General features: G+C 66.0%; 17 protein-coding genes. 15 read left to right on the top strand and 2 right to left on the bottom strand.

Annotated elements, in window-relative coordinates:
• Nucleotides 1–222 precede the first annotated feature (222 nt).
• Entirely contained in the window at nt 223–675 is a 453-nt protein-coding gene (locus AC1DIP_RS07665; protein WP_477733384.1) for an FMN-binding protein, read from the bottom strand.
• 276 nt (nt 676–951) lie between these two features.
• Between AC1DIP_RS07665 and argS the strand changes: the two genes are divergently transcribed.
• The 10 genes from argS to AC1DIP_RS07615 all read left to right on the top strand — a co-directional run bounded on the left by argS (nt 952) and on the right by AC1DIP_RS07615 (nt 13,543).
• The gene (argS, locus tag AC1DIP_RS07660) at nt 952–2,616 is read left to right on the top strand and encodes an arginine--tRNA ligase (RefSeq protein WP_477733383.1); all 1,665 of its coding nucleotides are present in this window, start codon (nt 952–954) and stop codon (nt 2,614–2,616) included.
• A 5-nt stretch (nt 2,617–2,621) separates the two neighbouring features.
• The gene (gene lysA / locus AC1DIP_RS07655; protein WP_477733382.1) at nt 2,622–4,100 is read left to right on the top strand and encodes a diaminopimelate decarboxylase; all 1,479 of its coding nucleotides are present in this window, start codon (nt 2,622–2,624) and stop codon (nt 4,098–4,100) included.
• Complete coding sequence (locus tag AC1DIP_RS07650) at nt 4,101–5,417, top strand: homoserine dehydrogenase (protein WP_476211661.1); 1,317 nt, start codon at nt 4,101–4,103, stop codon at nt 5,415–5,417. It begins immediately after the preceding gene.
• Nucleotides 5,418–6,524 (top strand): threonine synthase, encoded by a 1,107-nt coding sequence (thrC, locus tag AC1DIP_RS07645; protein WP_224026471.1) that lies wholly within the window; start codon nt 5,418–5,420, stop codon nt 6,522–6,524.
• A gap of 2 nt (nt 6,525–6,526) precedes the next feature.
• Nucleotides 6,527–7,501 carry a homoserine kinase gene (thrB, locus tag AC1DIP_RS07640; protein WP_477733381.1) on the top strand — a complete coding sequence of 325 codons (975 nt, stop codon included), beginning with the start codon at nt 6,527–6,529 and terminating at the stop codon, nt 7,499–7,501.
• Nucleotides 7,502–7,794: 293 nt separating this feature from the next.
• Nucleotides 7,795–9,978: a transcription termination factor Rho gene (rho, locus tag AC1DIP_RS07635; protein WP_477733380.1), complete on the top strand. Its 2,184-nt coding sequence runs from the start codon at nt 7,795–7,797 to the stop codon at nt 9,976–9,978.
• Nucleotides 9,979–10,007: 29 nt separating this feature from the next.
• The gene (gene prfA, locus AC1DIP_RS07630) at nt 10,008–11,081 is read left to right on the top strand and encodes a peptide chain release factor 1 (RefSeq protein ID WP_159631638.1); all 1,074 of its coding nucleotides are present in this window, start codon (nt 10,008–10,010) and stop codon (nt 11,079–11,081) included.
• 10 nt (nt 11,082–11,091) lie between these two features.
• Nucleotides 11,092–11,973: a peptide chain release factor N(5)-glutamine methyltransferase gene (gene prmC, locus AC1DIP_RS07625; RefSeq protein ID WP_477733379.1), complete on the top strand. Its 882-nt coding sequence runs from the start codon at nt 11,092–11,094 to the stop codon at nt 11,971–11,973.
• Nucleotides 11,970–12,776, top strand: a complete 807-nt coding sequence (locus AC1DIP_RS07620) for an L-threonylcarbamoyladenylate synthase (RefSeq protein WP_477733378.1) — start codon at nt 11,970–11,972, stop codon at nt 12,774–12,776. Before prmC ends, AC1DIP_RS07620 begins: the two co-directional genes overlap by 4 nt.
• Complete coding sequence (locus tag AC1DIP_RS07615) at nt 12,776–13,543, top strand: WecB/TagA/CpsF family glycosyltransferase (protein ID WP_477733377.1); 768 nt, start codon at nt 12,776–12,778, stop codon at nt 13,541–13,543. Before AC1DIP_RS07620 ends, AC1DIP_RS07615 begins: the two co-directional genes overlap by 1 nt.
• A 33-nt stretch (nt 13,544–13,576) precedes the next feature.
• On the opposite strand, the gene AC1DIP_RS07610 is transcribed toward AC1DIP_RS07615, so the two are convergent.
• The gene (locus AC1DIP_RS07610; protein ID WP_476211655.1) at nt 13,577–14,473 is read right to left on the bottom strand and encodes a glycosyltransferase; all 897 of its coding nucleotides are present in this window, start codon (nt 14,471–14,473) and stop codon (nt 13,577–13,579) included.
• Between the two features lie 289 nt (nt 14,474–14,762).
• Here AC1DIP_RS07610 and AC1DIP_RS07605 point away from each other — a divergent pair, with 289 nt between their 5' ends.
• The 5 genes from AC1DIP_RS07605 to atpE all read left to right on the top strand — a co-directional run bounded on the left by AC1DIP_RS07605 (nt 14,763) and on the right by atpE (nt 18,011).
• Nucleotides 14,763–15,875 carry an MraY family glycosyltransferase gene (locus AC1DIP_RS07605; RefSeq protein WP_477733376.1) on the top strand — a complete coding sequence of 371 codons (1,113 nt, stop codon included), beginning with the start codon at nt 14,763–14,765 and terminating at the stop codon, nt 15,873–15,875.
• Nucleotides 15,876–15,986: 111 nt separating this feature from the next.
• On the top strand, nt 15,987–16,469 hold the full coding sequence (locus AC1DIP_RS07600; protein ID WP_476211653.1) for a Cg1360 family ATP-synthase-associated protein: 483 nt from the start codon (nt 15,987–15,989) through the stop codon (nt 16,467–16,469).
• Entirely contained in the window at nt 16,462–16,800 is a 339-nt protein-coding gene (locus tag AC1DIP_RS07595) for an AtpZ/AtpI family protein (RefSeq protein WP_476211652.1), read from the top strand. Before AC1DIP_RS07600 ends, AC1DIP_RS07595 begins: the two co-directional genes overlap by 8 nt.
• Nucleotides 16,801–16,881: 81 nt before the next feature.
• The gene (gene atpB, locus AC1DIP_RS07590) at nt 16,882–17,682 is read left to right on the top strand and encodes a F0F1 ATP synthase subunit A (RefSeq protein WP_141160056.1); all 801 of its coding nucleotides are present in this window, start codon (nt 16,882–16,884) and stop codon (nt 17,680–17,682) included.
• A gap of 110 nt (nt 17,683–17,792) precedes the next feature.
• Nucleotides 17,793–18,011 carry an ATP synthase F0 subunit C gene (gene atpE / locus AC1DIP_RS07585; protein WP_003804776.1) on the top strand — a complete coding sequence of 73 codons (219 nt, stop codon included), beginning with the start codon at nt 17,793–17,795 and terminating at the stop codon, nt 18,009–18,011.
• Nucleotides 18,012–18,052: the final 41 nt, after the last annotated feature.

Here is an 18,052-nt window from a genome sequence, read left to right as displayed (position 1 = left end):
ACGGAAACAAATCCTCCATCATCGAATCCGGAAACAACCGCCCCCGATGTTTGGCCAGAAAAGCGAAAACACTGCCCGGAGCCAACAACTCCCCGGCCAACGCCTCCACATCCAAATACCCGCGTTGCGCGTCCTCGCGTCCCTGCATATGACAAGTCTTAACCACCAGACCCACCAGTCCAGTCGACGCGCCCCACATCCGCCGATTAGTTCAGCAGTCTCCTAGTGCGCCTCCGCCTTGATCTTCGCCAGGGCCTGGTTGAACCCTCCGCTGGTCAATGAGGAACCGGAAACCTTGGAAACGTTCAGTTCGTCGATGTTTTTGCCCACCACCTGTGCTGCGATGCCGCCGGCGAACTGCCCCTGGAATTTGCGGGTGTTGGGGTTGGACGGGTGCTGGGTGATCTGCACGTCAGTGACTCTTCCCGCAGCAAGCGTCACCTGCACCCCCACCGTCTCGGTGCCGTTGGGCGAGACGTAGTTGCCGTCCGCACTGTAGGTGCCGTCCTTGTAGTCGCCGCCGCTGCCGGCCAGCGCTGAGGGTCCTGCGGAGGGTGCACCCGTTGCTGCAGGGGTGCTGTCGGCTGTGGACGGCGCGCAGCCCGCCACGGTTGCTGCCAGGGACAGGCCTGCCATGCCGGCGGCGAAGCCCTTGCGCAAGACAGCTCCCGGCATGGAAGCGCCACTGGGGGCAACGGTTTTCCCGGTAGTGATTGGGCTTTTAGGGAAGGAGGGTCTCATGAAGGCTCTCGTTTCAGTTTTGGGCTGTTCATTTCCGGGGGCTGCACCCTTTTGTGGGGCGGCGGCGTGCTGCAGTGGCTACGGTTTAGTCAACGCGGGATCCGGCCGAATGGTTCACGGCGCCCCCGGAAACCGGAATTTTACCCACGCCGCCCGGCAGGGACGGGCGTCAAATTCTTTGCTGTCACTGGCCCCCGGTAGGCTAGGGGGGTGACTCCCGAAGAACTTTCCCTCGCCATATCCGCCTGCCTCAAGGACGCCGTCGCCGCCGGTGATATTGCCCTTGCAGCATCAGCCATTCCGGCTGAGGTGCGCGTGGAGCGGCCCAAGAACCGGGACCACGGCGACTGGGCCACCAACATCGCCCTCCAGCTGGCCAAGCAGGCCGGCACCAACCCGCGCGAATTCGCCGCCGTCCTCAGCAGCCGGCTCAAGTCCATCGACGGTGTCTCCGCCGTGGATATTGCGGGCCCGGGGTTCCTGAACATTACGGTGGACGCCGCTGCCGCCGGCGCCCTGGCCAAGGTCATCGTTGAAGCCGGCAAGGACTACGGCACCAATACTGCGCTCGCCGGCCGCACGGTCAACATGGAGTTCGTATCCGCCAATCCCACCGGGCCGCTGCACATCGGCCACACCCGCTGGGCAGCCCTGGGCGATTCGATTGCCCGCGTGCTGCGCGCCTCAGGCGCCGACGTCACGGCCGAGTACTACATCAACGACGCCGGTTCGCAGATGAACACCTTCGCGAACTCCGTCTACTCCCGCCTGCACGGGCTTCCGGTGCCGGACGGCGGCTACCCGGGGCAGTACATCGCCGACCTGGGCCACGAAGTCCTCACCGCTCACCCGGACATCCGCGAGCTCACCGAAGTTGCCGCCCTGCCTGTGATCCGGGCAGCGGCCTACGAAGCCCAGATGAAGGACATCAAGGCCACCCTGGCGGAGTTCGGCGTCGAGTTCGACGTCTTCTTCTCCGAGCAGGAACTGCACGACGCCGGCGCGATCGAAAGTGCCGTGGCGCGCCTTCGCGAGCAGGGCCACGTGTTCGACGACGGCGGTGCGGTCTGGCTGCGGACCACGGACTTTGGCGACGACAAGGACCGCGTGATGATCCGCGCCAACGGCGAGCCCACGTACTTCGCTGCGGACGCAGCCTACTACCTGTCCAAGAAGGACCGCGGCTTCACGGAAAAGATCTACCTCCTGGGCGCCGACCACCACGGCTACATCAACCGGCTCAAGGCCATTGCCGCCGCGGCCGGGGATGATCCGGAGGTCAACATCGAGGTGCTGATTGGCCAGCTGGTTTCTGTTAATGGAGCCAAGCTGTCCAAGCGCGCGGGCAACATCATCGAGCTCAAGGACCTGATTGAGTGGCTGGGCAAGGACGCCGTCCGCTACTCCCTGGCCCGGTTCCCCGCCGACTCGCCGCTGACGCTTGATCCGGAGCTGCTGAAGAAGCACAGCAACGAGAACCCCGTGTTCTACGTCCAGTACGCCCACGCCCGTTCCCGCGGCGCGGCGCGCAACGCCGTAGCGGCCGGCGTCGAACGCCGGGTGGACGGCCAGGACAGCTTCGACGCATCGCTCCTGGACCACGCCACGGAGAACGAGCTGCTCTCCTACCTGGGCAGCTACCCGTCGATTGTGGCCAAGGCCGCGGAACTGCGTGAACCGCACCGCGTGGCGCGCCACCTCGAGGCCATCGCGGGTGCCTACCACCGCTGGTACGACGCCTGCCGCATCGCCCCCATGGGCGAAGAACCCGTCACCGACCTCAACCGCACCCGGCTCTGGCTCAATGACGCCACCAGCCAGGTGCTGGCCAACGGACTTGACCTGCTGGGCGTTTCCGCGCCGGAACGGATGTAGGACCCATGACGCACACAGCAGCACAGGGCTCTCCGCTTGCCCCGGAGTGGCTTGCCGTTCCGGATGACCTTAATGCCCTCCACGAACCGATGTGGGCCGGCGACGCAGCGCGCAACGCCGACGGTGAACTCGCCATTGGCGGCATCCCCGTCAGCGAGTTGCAGCGGCAATACGGGACCCCGCTTTTCGTGATGAGCGAGAACGACTTCCGTGCCCGGGCCAGGGCATTCAGCGACGCGTTCAACGACGCCTTCGCGGATATCTGCGGGGGAGTGGATGTCTACTACGCCGGCAAGTCGTTCCTCTGCACCGCGGTGGTCCGCTGGGTGGAGGAAGAAGGGCTGCGGCTGGACACGGCCTCGGGCGGGGAACTTGCCGTCGCCTACCGGGCCGGCATTCCCGGGGCGGACGTCGCCCTGCACGGCAACAACAAGTCCGACGGCGAGATCCACAGGGCGCTTGACATGGGCCTGGGGCGGATCGTGGTGGACAGCCTCGATGAGCTGGTGCGTGTCGGTGCGATCGCACAGGGGCGCGGGGAGCAGGCGAAGGTCATGCTGCGGCTTACCCCCGGCGTGCATGCCCACACGCACGAATTCATCGCCACCGCCCACGAGGACCAGAAGTTCGGCCTCTCCATGGCTGCCGACACCACCGATGAAGCCGGCATCTCCGCTGCCGAGGAAGCGGTGGCCGCGGCATCAGCGCATCCCGGCATCGAGCTGCTGGGCCTGCACTGCCACATCGGATCCCAGATCTTCGAGCCGGACGGCTTTGCGCTGGCCGCCTCCAAGCTGCTGCGCTTCCTGGCCGCCATGCAGGAAAAGTACTCCATCACCCTGCCGGAACTGGACCTTGGCGGCGGCTACGGGATCGCCTACACGCCGGTGGACACCCCGCGCCCTGCCGCTGAGATCGCCAACGCGATGGCCGCCGTCGTGCGTTCCACCTGCGCCGAGCTGGGCATTGACGCGCCGCGCATCTCCATCGAACCGGGACGCGCCATCGTTGGCAGCACCACCTTCACCCTGTACGAAGTGGGGACGTTGAAGACGGTCCGCGTTGACGCGCCCGGCACCTCCGGCGGCGGTGACGGTGACGCGGGCAACAACGTTACGTATCCCCGCCGGTATGTTTCGGTGGACGGCGGCATGAGCGACAACGCCCGCCCGGTGCTGTACGACGCGGATTATTCGGCCGTCCTGGCCTCCCGCACCTCCAACGCCGCCCCGCAACTGTCCCGCGTAGTGGGCAAACATTGCGAGAGCGGCGACATAGTTGTTAGAGATGTATATCTGCCCGAGGACGTGGCAGCCGGTGATCTGCTTGCCGTACCGGGAACCGGCGCCTACTGCTGGGCCCTCTCGAGCAACTACAACTATCTGGCCCGGCCGGGCGTTGTCGCGGTGCGCGACGGATCTTCCCGGCTGATTGTCCGCGGGGAAACCGAAGAAGATCTGTTGAACCGCGACATGGGAGCCTGAATGACGGAAATGCGAACGCTGAAAGTAGCCCTGCTGGGCTGTGGCAACGTCGGAGCCCAGGTTGCGCGGATCCTCATTGAGGACGCCGACGCCCTCGCTGCCCGCACCGGGGCCCGCCTGCAGCTCAGCGGCATCGCCGTGCGCAACGTCAACGCCCCCCGCGACGTGGACCTGCCGCAGGAGCTCTTCACCACCGACGCCGAAACTCTGGTCAAGGACGCCGACCTGGTGATCGAACTGATGGGCGGCATCGAGCCCGCCCGCACGTTGATCCTCTCCGCGCTGCGCAACGGCGCCTGCGTGGTCACCGGCAACAAGGCACTCCTGGCACAGGACGGCCCCACCCTCTACGAAGAGGCGGACAAGGCGGGCGTCCAGCTGTCCTACGAGGCCGCCGTGGCCGGCGCCATCCCGATCCTGCGCCCCATCCGCGACAGCCTCTCGGGCGACCGCATCACCCGGGTGCTGGGCATCGTCAACGGCACCACCAACTTCATCCTCGACCAGATGGACACCACCGGCGCCCAGTTCGCCGACGCCCTCGCCGAAGCCCAGCGCCTTGGCTACGCGGAAGCGGACCCCACGGCCGACGTCGAAGGCCACGACGCCGCCGCCAAGGCCGCCATCCTCGCGTCGCTGTCCTTCCACACCCGCTTCGCACTCGACGATGTCCACTGCGAAGGCATCACGTCCGTCAGCGCTTCGGACATCGCAGCCGCGAAAGACGCCGGCTTCGTCATCAAGCTGCTGGCCATCGCAGAGAAACTGACCGACGCCGACGGCAAGGAAGGCGTGTCCGTCCGCGTGCACCCCACCCTCCTGCCCCGCGAACACCCGCTGGCCGCCGTCCGGGGCGCATTCAACGCGGTGTTCATCGAAGCCGAAAACGCCGGAGAGCTGATGTTCTACGGCCAGGGCGCCGGCGGCACCCCGACCGCATCCGCTGTCCTGGGCGACCTCGTGTCAGCAGCCAGGCGCCTGGTCCTGGGCGGTCCGGGCCGCACCGAAACCACCACGGGCCACGTCCCCGCGCTGCCCATCGACGCGGCCACCACGAGTTACTACATTGGCCTGGACGTCGCCGACCAGCCCGGCGTCCTGGCAAAGATCGCCCAGCTCTTCGCCGAGCACGGCGTCTCCATCGAAATCATGCGGCAGACCATCCACCGCGATTCAGCTTCCAATGTGGAGTCGGCCGAACTGCGGATCGTCACCCACCGTGCGTCAGAGGCTGCCCTTGCAGCCACCGTCGAGGCCGTGAAGGGCCTGGACGTCATCAATTCAGTTACATCCGTTTTGCGGGTAGAAGGAGTCTAAGTGGCTCACCAATGGCGCGGTGTCATCCGCGAATACGCTGACCGTCTGCCCGTGACGGAGTCCACCAGGGTCATCACCCTGGGCGAGGGCGGCACCCCGCTGGTGCACGCGCAGAAGCTTTCCGAGCTCACCGGGTCCGAGGTCTACCTCAAGGTGGAGGGCATGAACCCCACCGGCTCCTTCAAGGACCGTGGCATGACCATGGCCATGACGGCAGCCGTTGCCTCCGGCGCGAAGGCTGTGGTGTGCGCTTCCACCGGCAACACGTCCGCGTCCGCCGCTGCCTACGCGACGGCCGCAGGCCTCAAGTGCGCGGTCCTTGTGCCCGAAGGCAAGATCTCCATGGGCAAGCTCAGCCAGGCGATCGCCCACGGGGCTACCCTGCTCCAGGTGGACGGCAACTTCGACAACTGCCTGGACATCGCCCGCAAGCTGGGGGAGTCCTACCCCGTCTTCCTGGTGAACTCGGTCAACCCTGCCCGCATCCAGGGGCAGAAGACCGGCGCCTTCGAAGTGGTCGATTCCCTGGGCGACGCACCGGACATCCACGTTCTGCCCGTGGGCAACGCCGGCAACATTACGGCCTACTGGAAGGGCTACAAGGAGTACTCCGCTCCCTTCGAATCGGAGACCGCCGGCACGCTTCCCGCCGTATCCACCAGGACGCCCGCGATGTGGGGTTTCCAGGCTGCCGGGGCCGCCCCCTTCGTCGCAGGCCACCCCATCACTGAACCGGACACCATTGCCACCGCCATCCGCATTGGAAACCCGGCGTCCTGGGACGGTGCCGTCGGCGCCCGTGACGAATCCGGCGGGCTGATCGAGGCCGTCACCGATGAGGAGATCCTGAACGCCCACCGCTGGCTGTCGTCCAAGGAAGGCGTCTTCGTGGAGCCCGGTTCCGCCGCCGGCGTGGCCGGACTGCTCAAGAAGCACGCCGCAGGCGAGGTCCCCAGCGGAAAAACCATCGTCATTACCGTCACCGGCCACGGCCTCAAGGATCCCCAGTGGGCCCTGCGCACCGAGGACGGCAGCGACGTCCAGCCGGTCAAGGTTCCCAACGACGTCGTCACCGTAGCCGCTGAGCTGGGACTGGAAGAAAAATAACCTTGGACACCACCTCGCAGGCCGCCGTCGGACTGCAACTGATTGAGCCGGGCCAGCGCGTCACCGTCCGCGTCCCCGCCACCACGGCCAACCTTGGTCCCGGCTACGACAGCCTGGGGCTTGCCCTGGCCCTGCACGACACCCTGACCGTGGAAAGCCTGGACACGGACGAACTCGTTTTCGAGCTCAGCGGCGAGGGCGCAGACACCCTTCCGCGTGATGCCAGCCACCTGGTGATCCGGGCCATGGATGCGGCTTTTGAACGGCTGGGATTCCGCCACGGCGGCCTGAAGGTGACTGCCGAAAACGTCAACCCGCACGGCCGTGGGCTGGGCTCCTCCGCATCAGCCGTGGTGGCGGCTGTGTCTGCTGCCAATGCCATGGTTCCTGCGGAAAACCAGCGCGGCCGCGACTGGGTCCTGCAGCTCACCAGCGAGATGGAAGGCCACCCGGACAACGTCGCACCCGCGATTTTCGGCGGACTGGCGCTGTCGTGGCAGGACAGTGAGCAGTACAGCAGCACCAGTGCCACAGTCACCGGATCCGTGATCCCTGTCGTGGCGGTCCCGGACTTCGAACTCTCCACCGAAGCTGCCCGCGCCCTGCTGCCCGCATCAGTGGGACACCATGCGGCGGCCATGAATTCGGGCCGTGCGGCGCTGCTGATCCACGCCCTCACGCAAAAGCCCGAATTCCTGCTGCCGGGCACCGAGGACTACCTGCACCAGAGCTACCGCGCCGAGGCCATGCGGCCCAGTGCCGCACTGATTGGCGCCCTCCGGAAGGCAGGCCATGCCGCAGTGGTCTCCGGTGCCGGGCCAACGGTCCTGGTGCTGGCCAACGGAGAAGCACAGGCCGCGGACGCTGTGGCCTTCATCGAAGCCTTCACGGCGGAGAACACGCCGGATATCGGCTGGCGCGTGCTGAAGCTCGCAGTGGACGTTGAAGGTGCTAAGGTGGACGTGCACCGGCGGTAATTCCGCCTATCTGATCTGCTCCTGCATTCAGTTGCTGTTTGATCTACCACTGTGAATGTATTCCGGTGCCACCTGCTTGGTCTGTCGCAGGAATCTGCAGCATTCAACTGCCCCTGAAAGCGTCAGTCAGGCGATGTGCCGTGGGCGCAGCGCAAGGTGAATCAGTATCCGGCCCTGCTGGCCGAAATCCAACCGGCAAGGCTGAAATCCGGCTGCAGATCTGAACTGCAGCCCAGATCAAATCATCGCGTCCAGCTCCCAGTCTGGACGCCGTCGAGGGGGAAGGATCCTTCGTGACCGAAACCACTGAGCTGTCTCCAGCTGTGGAACACACAACTTCTGCTGCCGAATCATCGGCCGCACCCGCCAAGAGCAGCGGCCTCGCCGGCCTTAAGCTCGCCCAGCTGCAGGCACTCGCCAGCCAGCTCGGCATCTCCGGCGGCTCCCGCATGCGCAAGGGGGACCTGGTCTCGGCCATCTCCGCCCACCGCGCAGGCACCCTGACCGTGAAGACGCCCGCCAAGGCAGCGGACAAGGCTCCGGAAACCACCGCGGCTCCGGCTGCAGCCGCTCCGGAAGCAGCCGCCACCGAAGCTCCCGCTGCAGAAGGCACCCGTGCCCGCGGACGCGGCCGCAGCCGCCGCGCCGTCAGCGACGGCGTAGTAGCTCCCGCAGCCGAAGCTCCCGCCGTGGAAACCGCTGCGGTGCCTGCCGCCGCAGCCGTGGAGGCGCCGTCGGCCGCCCCCGCGGAAACCACCGAGGCATCCGAAGGCGCCCCCGAGCGGCGCCAGCCCCGCACCCGCAACCGCCGCCGCAGCGAAGCCGCTGCCGCCTCCATCCAGGAAGCTCCGGTGGAAACCCCGGCAGAGCAGCCGGCCACGGAACAGCGTGCAGGCGAGCAGCGTGCAGGTGAACAGCGCACCGAAGCTCCCGCTGAAGCAGGGGACGGCGGGCAGCGCACCGAACGCCGCGAAGGCGGCCGGACCCGCGGCCGCGACAACACCCGCGATTCCGACGGCGGCCGGGACAACAGCGGCAGCCGCGAAGCCGGCCAGCGCGACGGCGGCCGGGACAACCGCGACAACGACGACTCCGACGGCGGAAGCCGCCGCAACCGCCGCAACCGCCGCGACCGGAATGACCGCAACGACCGCTCCGGCGGCCAGGACCGGGACAACTCCCGCAACGACCGCTTCCGCGACCGCAACGACCGCCGCCGCGGCCGCAACCAGGGCCCGGACGTGGACGACGTCGAGGTTACCGATGACGACGTCCTGCTGCCGGTTGCCGGCATCCTCGACGTCCTGGAAAACTACGCGTTCATCCGCACCTCCGGCTACCTGCCCGGCCCCAACGACGTTTACGTCTCCCTGGCCCAGGTAAAGAAGTACAACCTGCGCAAGGGCGACGCCGTGGTGGGCGCCATCCGTGCACCCCGCGAAGGCGAAGACCGCAGCCAGCAGTCCAACCGCCAGAAGTTCAACGCCCTGGTCCGCGTCACGTCCGTCAACGGCAAGACGCCCGAAGAACTCAAGGACCGCGTCGAGTTCGCCAAGCTGGTTCCGCTCTACCCGTCGGAGCGCCTGCGCCTCGAGACCGACCCCAAGAAGATCGGTCCCCGCGTCATCGACCTCGTGGCCCCGATCGGCAAGGGCCAGCGTGGCCTGATCGTGTCCCCGCCCAAGGCCGGCAAGACGCTCATCCTGCAGTCCATCGCCAACGCCATCACCACCAACAACCCTGAGGTCCACCTCATGATGGTGCTGGTCGACGAACGGCCCGAAGAAGTCACCGACATGCAGCGCACCGTCAAGGGTGAGGTCATCGCCTCCACCTTCGACCGTCCCGCAGACGACCACACCACTGTGGCCGAACTCTCCATCGAACGCGCCAAGCGCCTCGTGGAAATGGGCATGGACGTGGTGGTCCTGCTGGACTCCATGACCCGCCTGGGCCGCGCCTACAACCTGGCAGCACCGGCCTCCGGCCGCATCCTGTCCGGTGGTGTGGACTCCGCAGCCCTCTACCCGCCCAAGCGCTTCTTCGGTGCCGCACGCAACATCGAAAACGGCGGCTCGCTCACCATCCTGGCCACCGCCCTCGTTGAGACCGGCTCCAAGATGGACGAGGTTATCTTCGAAGAGTTCAAGGGCACCGGCAACATGGAACTGCGCCTGTCCCGCCAGCTGGCAGACAAGCGCATCTTCCCGGCCGTGGATGTCAACGCATCCGGTACCCGCCGCGAAGAGAACCTGCTCTCGCCCGAAGAAGTCAAGATCATGTGGAAGCTGCGCCGCGTCCTCTCCGGACTCGAAACCCAGCAGAGCCTTGAACTGCTCACCAACAAGATCGCTGACGTACTTCGTACGTCAGCTGCAACGCTCCGACAGGCCCGATGCCACTCCCGGAGCGGAACATCCGCGCGGCAGTTGCGGGGCTCGCTCACCGTGGCGCGCCGCTTCCTGTGCCTGATTTAAGATGGGCACAGAACGAAAGGTTTTGAAAAATGTTTGAGTCCGTACAGGGCCTGCTTGATGAGCATGACTCCATCCAGGCGCAGCTGGGGGATCCTGCTGTTTATGCTGACCAGCGGCTGGCCCGGAAGCTGGGGCGGCGGTCGGCTCAGCTCAATGGCATTGTTGAGGCGTACCACAAGTGGGAAGGCATCCGGGATGACCTTGCCGCGGCCAAGGAGATGGCTGCCGAGGATCCCGAGTTTGCTGCCGAGGTGCCTGAACTTGAGGCTGCGCTGGAGACTGCTGCGGCCAAGCTGCGGCGCCTGCTGATTCCCCGCGATCCCGACGACGCACGCAATGTGATCCTCGAAGTCAAGGGCGGTGAAGGCGGCGACGAGGCTGCCCTGTTCGCCGGCGACCTGCTGCGCATGTACACCCGGTACGCGGAGTCCCGCGGCTGGAAGACTGAAATCATCTCCGCCACGGAGTCGGACCTGGGCGGCTACAAGGACGTCCAGGTGGCCGTCAAGGGCAACTCCAACGACCCCGCCGAAGGCGTGTACGCCCGGCTCAAGTTCGAAGGCGGCGTGCACCGCGTCCAGCGCGTGCCCGTGACCGAGTCCCAGGGCCGCATCCACACCTCCGCAGCCGGCGTGCTGGTCCTGCCCGAAGTGGACGAGCCCGAAGAGCTCGAAATCAACCAGAACGACCTCAAAATCGACGTGTACCGGTCCTCGGGCCCTGGTGGCCAGTCCGTGAACACCACGGACTCCGCCGTCCGCATCACGCACCTTCCCACCGGCATCGTAGTGGCCATGCAGAACGAGAAATCGCAGCTGCAGAACCGCGAAGCCGGCATGCGCGTCCTGCGCGCACGCATCCTTGCGCACCAGCAGGAGCAGATCGACGCCGCCAACTCCGAGCAGCGCAAGTCCCAGATCCGCACCATGGACCGCTCCGAACGGATCCGCACCTACAACTATCCGGAGAACCGGATCGCGGACCACCGCACCGGCTACAAGGCGTACAACCTGGACCAGGTCATGAACGGCGACCTGGAACCGGTCATCCAGTCCGCCATCGAGATGGACGAACAGGCACGCCTGGACGCCATCGGCGACTAGTCCTCCCGGTATGAACGCGGGCCAGACCCTCGCCGACGCCGTCAGCGCGGCAACCGCCGTCCTCCGCGAGGCCGGCGTGCCCAGCCCCAGGGTGGACGCCGAACTCCTGGCCGACCACCTGCTCAACGTGGGCCTTGGCCGGCTCCGCGCCCTGATGCTGGGCGACACCCCGGCCCCCGACGGCTACACGGAGCTTGTGGCCGAACGGGCCGGGCGGGTGCCGCTTCAGCACATCACCGGAGTGGCACACTTCCGGTACCTCGAGCTGGCCGTGGGACCTGGCGTGTTCATCCCGCGTCCGGAGACCGAATCGGTGGTCCAACTGGCCATCGACCACGTCAAGGGGATGCAGCATCCCCGGTTCGTGGACCTCGGCACGGGCTCGGGCGCCATTGCCGGTTCGCTCGCCTCGGAGGTTCCCGGTGCCGAGGTGCACGCGGTCGAATTCAGCCCCTTCGCGCACGCCTGGGCGGCGAAGAACCTGCTGCCGCTCGGTGTGGACCTTGTCCTCGGGGACCTGCGCGACGCCTTTGCGGAACTTAACGGAAGCGTCGACGTCGTGGTTTCCAACCCGCCGTACATCCCGGCGGAAGCGATCCCCAACGAACCCGAAGTAGCCCTGCACGATCCGCCGGAGGCTTTGTACGGCGGGGGAGCGGACGGCATGGAACTTCCGACGGCGGCGGCAAAGTCCGCTGCCAGGCTGCTGCGGCCCGGGGGGTACTTCGTCATGGAACACGCCGAGGTGCAGGCCGGCGGGATTGCCGCCATGCTTGCCAGGACCGGACCCTGGACGGACATCACGACGCACCTGGACCTCAACGGCAAGGAACGCGCCACCAGCGCCGTCCTCGCGGACCAGGACACACGGAATGAAAGAATGGGCCAGTGACCACAACTTATGACTGCACCATTGAAGACGAGCGAGCCCGCGGCCTCGAGGACGCCCAGCGCGCCATCGGCGAAAAGAAGTGCGTCGTGCTCCCCACGGACACCGTGTACGGGATCGGCGCGGACGCGTTCTCGCCCCAGGCCGTGACCATGCTGCTGGTATCCAAAGGGCGCAGCCGCACCATGCCGCCACCGGTCCTGATCCCGCGCATCAACGCGCTGGACGGCCTGGCCACTGAGGTGTCCGCGGAGGCGCGCAAGCTGGCCGAGGCCTTCTGGCCCGGTGGCCTGACACTGATCCTCCACGCTCAGCCCTCCCTCGACTGGGACCTGGGCGAGACGAAGGGGACCGTGGCACTGCGGATGCCCGCCGATGACGTTGCCCTCGAATTGCTGACCTTGACCGGCCCCCTCGCCGTGTCTTCAGCCAACCGCACCGGCCACGCCCCGGCCCAGACTGCCGCCGCTGCCCGCGAGCAGCTGGCCGATTCGGTGGAGGTGTACCTGGAAGGTGGCCCGCGCCCCTTGGAAGGCGACCCCGGCGTGCCGTCCACCATCGTGGACGCGACCGGACCCGTCCTGCGCGTGGTGCGCGATGGAGCGGTGAGCCTGGACCAGCTTCGCGAGCATGTCCCCGGGGTGCTGGGCCTGGGGGAGGACCCCACTGCCGACGCTGATGCAGGCACCGCACAGGCAGGGGACGTACAGGACGACGGCGGCGCTCCGGCTTCGGCGTCCGGCTCGTCCGCCGTGACGGCACCGGACGCCGAATCCACCGCCCCCGCCGGGGACCAGCAGCCTTGATGACGCTGGAGCGCCAGCAGATCCCGGTCCTGGGCGTGCACGCCACTCCGTTGCGGGTCCCTGAGCTGGTGGCGGAACTGAGCAGCTTCGTAGCGGAGGGATCCACCCGCACGGTCCTGGGCCATAACCTGCACAGCGTCACCCTCACCCTGTCCGACGACGGATTCCGGCGGCTTTACGAGGCCAGCGACGTGGTGCTCCTGGACGGGGCGCCGGTGCTGTGGCTGTGGGGGAGGACCGGCAACGCCGACGGACCCGTCATGGATTACCGCCTGGGTTCCACGGACTGGCTGCCGGCACTTGACCAGGTGGCCGGCCTTGAACGGATTGCGGTGATCGGCGCTGGCGCCGAGGCGAACGCGGGGGCAGTCAGCAGGCTGAAGGACATTGTTCCCGGCGCACGCGTGTCCGGTTTTCCCGGCGAAGGATGGGGCCCTGACCTTGAAGACGCGGCCGTTGCATGGCTGCACCGTGAACAGCCGCAGTTGGTCCTGCTGGGACTGGGCATGCCGCTCCAGGAAGACGTGATGCAGCGGCGGCTCGCTGAGATGCCCCCTGCTGTGTACTGCGCCGTGGGCGGTGCGATCGAGCAGTTGGCGGGGGTCCAGAAGCTGGCCCCCCGGTGGCTGGGCAGGATGGGGCTGGAGTGGGCGTGGCGCCTGCTCCTGCATCCGCGCCGCGTCGCGTACCGCGTGCTGGGGGAGCCCTGGGTCCTGCTGTGGCTCCTGGTTGCCCGCAGGCTCAGGAAGTCCGGGCCGGACAAGTAAGCAGGGCCCGGACGCAGCGCCGGCGGCGTTCTCCTAGAACTTCTGGTCTTCGAGCGGGGCGAAGCCCTTGCCGCGCAGGCCGGTGGTAAACGCCCGCGCCCACCCCAGGAAGCCCGGAAGGTCCCGGCGCTGCAGGAAGTAGCCCAGGTAGCCGCCTACGTCGGCCACGAAGGAACGCACCCTGAAGTAGCGGCGGATCAGGTAGCCGCGGTTCCGGTAGTAGTAGAAGCGCTTGAAGGCGGAGTCCGGGACGATCACGTGCCAGCGTGCGCCGTAGACATGCTGTGTTTCCCCGAAGGCGTGCGGGTGCGTGATGGCAGTGGTGGTGACGGTGCCGAACCGGATCCCGGCCTTTCGCAGCCGGATGGTGAAATCAACTTCATCGCCGCGGATGAACAAGCGCATGTCCGGCAGGCCCACCTTGAAGAACACGTCCGAGCGGATCAGTGCACCGTTGAAGAAGTGGCCGTCATCCGGCAGGAATCCGAGTTTCTCCACCTCGGCCCGGTCGTGCGTAACCTTGCCGTCCAGGCGGAAGAAGAAGGACAACCGGTCAGGATGGCCGGGCGCCGTGACCAACGGGACCACGGCCTCCAGGTCGCGTGCCTCAGCCTCCCGAAGCAGCGTGGCGAGGCATTCGGGATCAACCGGCTCGGCGTCGTCGTCCATCATCCAGATCCAGCGGGCCCCGCTGGCCACAGCCTTGAGCGCGGCCAGCGCGAACCCGCCGGCGCCTCCAAGGTTGGCTTCGGAGCGGACATAGTCCACGTTGGGATGGGCCGCAGCCACGTCCGCGGCCGGGGTGGTGCCACTGTCAACCAGGCAGATCGTGTCGACCTGGCGGCTCTGGGCGTTGATCGCAGCCAGCAGGACGGACAGTTCCTTGGGCCGGTCGAACGTCACGGCGGCAACCGCAATGCGGGGGGTCATGGGGGTCCTTTCAGCATGGCTGCCAGGGAGTTCCCCGCCGGTAGTGCGCCCGTGTGGCGCGGAGCCATGGTGCCGGTGGCACTAGTATCTTTGACTAGAGTCCACTGTAATACAGCCCTGTAAGGCGCTGCGCGTATGTCCATGCGCATTGCCTGCTGCGCGCTCGGCGACGGAGAAGTTTCATTTATCGACGAACAGATTCCCGGCCCGTGAGCCCACCCACCCCCAACCCGCTGCCGCCGCAGCTGAGCGGTTTCGGCACCACCATTCCCGGAGCGGTAGCCGTCCCATGATCATGTACCTGCTCATGGGGCTCACCGCCGCCATCGTCTCCTATGCGGCCACGTGGGGCGCCCGCGTCGTGGGGCACCGGCTCGAGCTGCACCTGCCCATCCGCAGCCGGGACATGCATTCCACCCCGGTGTCCAGGCTGGGCGGGGTGGCAATCTTCCTGGGCGTCATGGTGGCGCTGGTTGTTGCCAGCCAGTCCTTCTTCGTCAAGGACATCTACAGGAACAACTTTTCGCCGTGGGGCGTGCTGGCAGGGGCGGCCGTGATCGTCCTGGTCGGTGTGCTGGACGACCTGCTGGACATCCGCTGGTGGGTAAAGCTGATCGGCCAAAGCGCTGCCGGCCTCACAGTGGCCATCTGGGGCGTCCAGATGACCATCGTGCCCTGGGTTCCGGAGCCCATCTACCTCCAGGACGGAACGCTGCGGATAGCGCTGACCGCCGGGCTGATCGTCACCACCATGAACGCCTTCAACTTCATTGACGGACTGGACGGCCTGGCCGCGGGCGTTGCCGTCATCGGTGGCACGGCGTTCTTCATTACCGCCTACTGGGTCCACCGCAACGCGGTTCTGCTGGATTATTCGGACCTGGCAACCCTCATAACCGCGGTCCTCGTGGGCGGATGCGTGGGCTTCCTGCCGCACAACTTCTTTCCCTCGAAGATCTTCATGGGCGACTCCGGTGCAATGCTGATCGGGCTCCTCATGGCGTCGGCCGGCGTTGTCTCCACGGGACAGATCACGTCCGGGCTCTACGACCGTGCCAACGGTATTTCCACCATCATTCCGATCCTCCTTCCCTTCGCCGTCCTGTTCCTCCCGCTGCTGGACCTGGGACTGGCCGTCGTGCGCCGAACGGCCCGCGGCCGGTCGCCCTGGTCCGCAGACCGCGGACACCTGCACCACAAACTGCTGGACATCGGTTATTCGCACCGCACCGCTGTGATCCTGATGTACCTCTGGACCACCGTGCTCTCGTTCGGCGGCCTGGCGTTCGCCGTCTTCCCCTGGCATATCGTGCTCGCCGTGGACATCTTTGCCACGCTGGTCATGGGACTGGTGACCGCCTGGCCCTACCTGTCCCGCGGCAGCAGCGAAACCATGGCGTAACGGCGGTTCTGAATTATTTCTATCTCGTGTAGAATTTAGGGGCAGCCCAAAGCTGCCACTCCACCCCCTGCCTCCTGGCGATCCGCCATGTGGTGCCGACGATGGGATCGCATGACCTCCAACGCCGAGTCCGGACCTGCCTCCGGCAATGGACCCGTTGGTACGTCCGGTCCCACCCGTTCGCTCTGGCTGAACCTGCTCAAACGCAGCTCGATTGCCGCCACGGCCGGGCTTGTGCTCTGCGCAATTCCTGCCGGCATCCTCAACGGGGCAACCGGGGCGGTGTCCAGTTTCCTTGGTGGCCTGCTGGTGATGATCTTCTTTGGCATCAGCCTGCTGGTGGGACACTTCGTGGGACGCCGAAACCCCTCCGGTGCGATCGGGATGTTCGTAGCCACCTACTTCATCAAGGTCGTCGGGTTTGCCGTCGTCCTGTTCGTCATAGGTGCTCCGGAGTGGCTCCATGGCCGGTGGTTCATCATCGGCGCCGTTGTGGCTGTCGTCCTGTGGCAGGCCGCGGAGATCCATGGCTTCAGCAGGGCACGCCTCCAGATCTACAACGATCCAGAAGACAAGGGAGCATCCGATGCGTGATCCGAAAAAAACCGCAGGTGCCGCACATGGCAAACGCGGCCGACACGGCTCCGCAGAGGCTTCTTCCGACGCATCCACCGATGGCGGCTACAACGCCGGAATGGCTGTATTCAGCTACATCATTGGCGGAATCATCGTCTGGAGTTTGATAGGGTGGGGACTGGATTATCTGTGGGGAACGCGCTGGATTGTGCTCGCAGGCGCTCTGCTTGGAGCCGTCGGAGGTTTCTACCTTTCCCACATGCACGGCCTCACCAGTTCCCGCAAAAACGCTGATGGGCGCCATGCTCCCAGCGCACCGTCCCAGGACGGAGAAGATAATGCCAAATAATTTCACAGGGGGAACAGCAGGCTGTCAGGCTGCCGGACCCCGCCCAACGCCCAATGATGGACACTGCAGAGAGGAAACGCGTTGATCGCGCTTGCGCTCCCGGCCCAAGATTCAGGAGAGTTCACTCCTCCTGGTATTAACGAAATGCATTTGCCGGCAATCCTGCCGTGGGGTGCCGCAGAAGGATTCTCCAAGCAGATGCTGCTGGTCCTCCTCTCTGTCGTCTTTATCGCCGTCTTCTTCGTGCTCGCAGCACGCAAGCAGCAGCTGGTACCCGGCAAGCTCCAGTTCGCCGGCGAAGCCGCCTACGGCTTTGTCCGCAACGGCATCGCCAAGGACATCATCGGCGGCCGGGACTTCATCAAATACGTCCCCCTGCTGTTCAGCCTGTTCTTCTTCATCCTGGTCAACAACATCTACGGCGCCATTCCGGTGTTCCAGCTCCCCACGTTCTCGCACGTGGGTGGAGCGTACGTGCTGGCCGGCCTGGTGTACATCACCTGGATCGCCATCGGCGTCAAGAAGAACGGCATCCGCTACTTCAAGCTGGCCACCGTTCCCTCGGGCGTGCCGTGGTACATCCTGCCGATCGTTATCCCGATCGAAATCATCTCCAACTTCGTTGTCCGGCCCGTCACGCACAGCCTCCGTCTGTTTGCGACCATGCTCGCCGGCCACCTGATCGTGATGATCGCCGGTTCCGGCATCGAGTACCTGATCATGCAGGAGAACTTCCTGCTGAAGGGAACCTCGGTCCTGGTCCTCGCCGGTGCCATCGCCATGTACATGCTTGAAGCCCTGATCATGGTCCTGCAGGCCTACGTCTTTACCCTGCTGACCGCGATCTACATCGAAGGCGCACTGCACGCCGACAGCCACTAGGCACGCTGCCGGGGCAGCACGCTCCGGCCGCACACCACAGTCTTCCCCTTGCGGGGATGAAGCAACCCAAACAACCTGCCACACAAAGTGGCATCTTGAAAGGAAAAAAAATGGAAGGCTCCATCAACGGCTCCCTCAACCTCATCGGCTATGGCCTCTCGGCTATCGGCGGTGGTATCGGTGTGGGTCTCGTGTTCGCTGCCTACATCAACGGCGTTGCACGCCAGCCGGAAGCCCAGCGCGTCCTGCAGCCGATCGCATTCCTTGGCCTGGCCCTGACCGAAGCCCTCGCCATCCTGGGCCTGGTCTTCGCTTTCGTTCTCAAGTAAACCTTCAGAACTTCAGCGAACATTCAGAACCGAGTAGATAA

Source organism: Pseudarthrobacter sp. 05T312, assembly GCF_056396685.1.
Note: the sequence above shows the minus strand (reverse complement) of the source record. Positions and strands in the feature narration are given on the sequence as shown.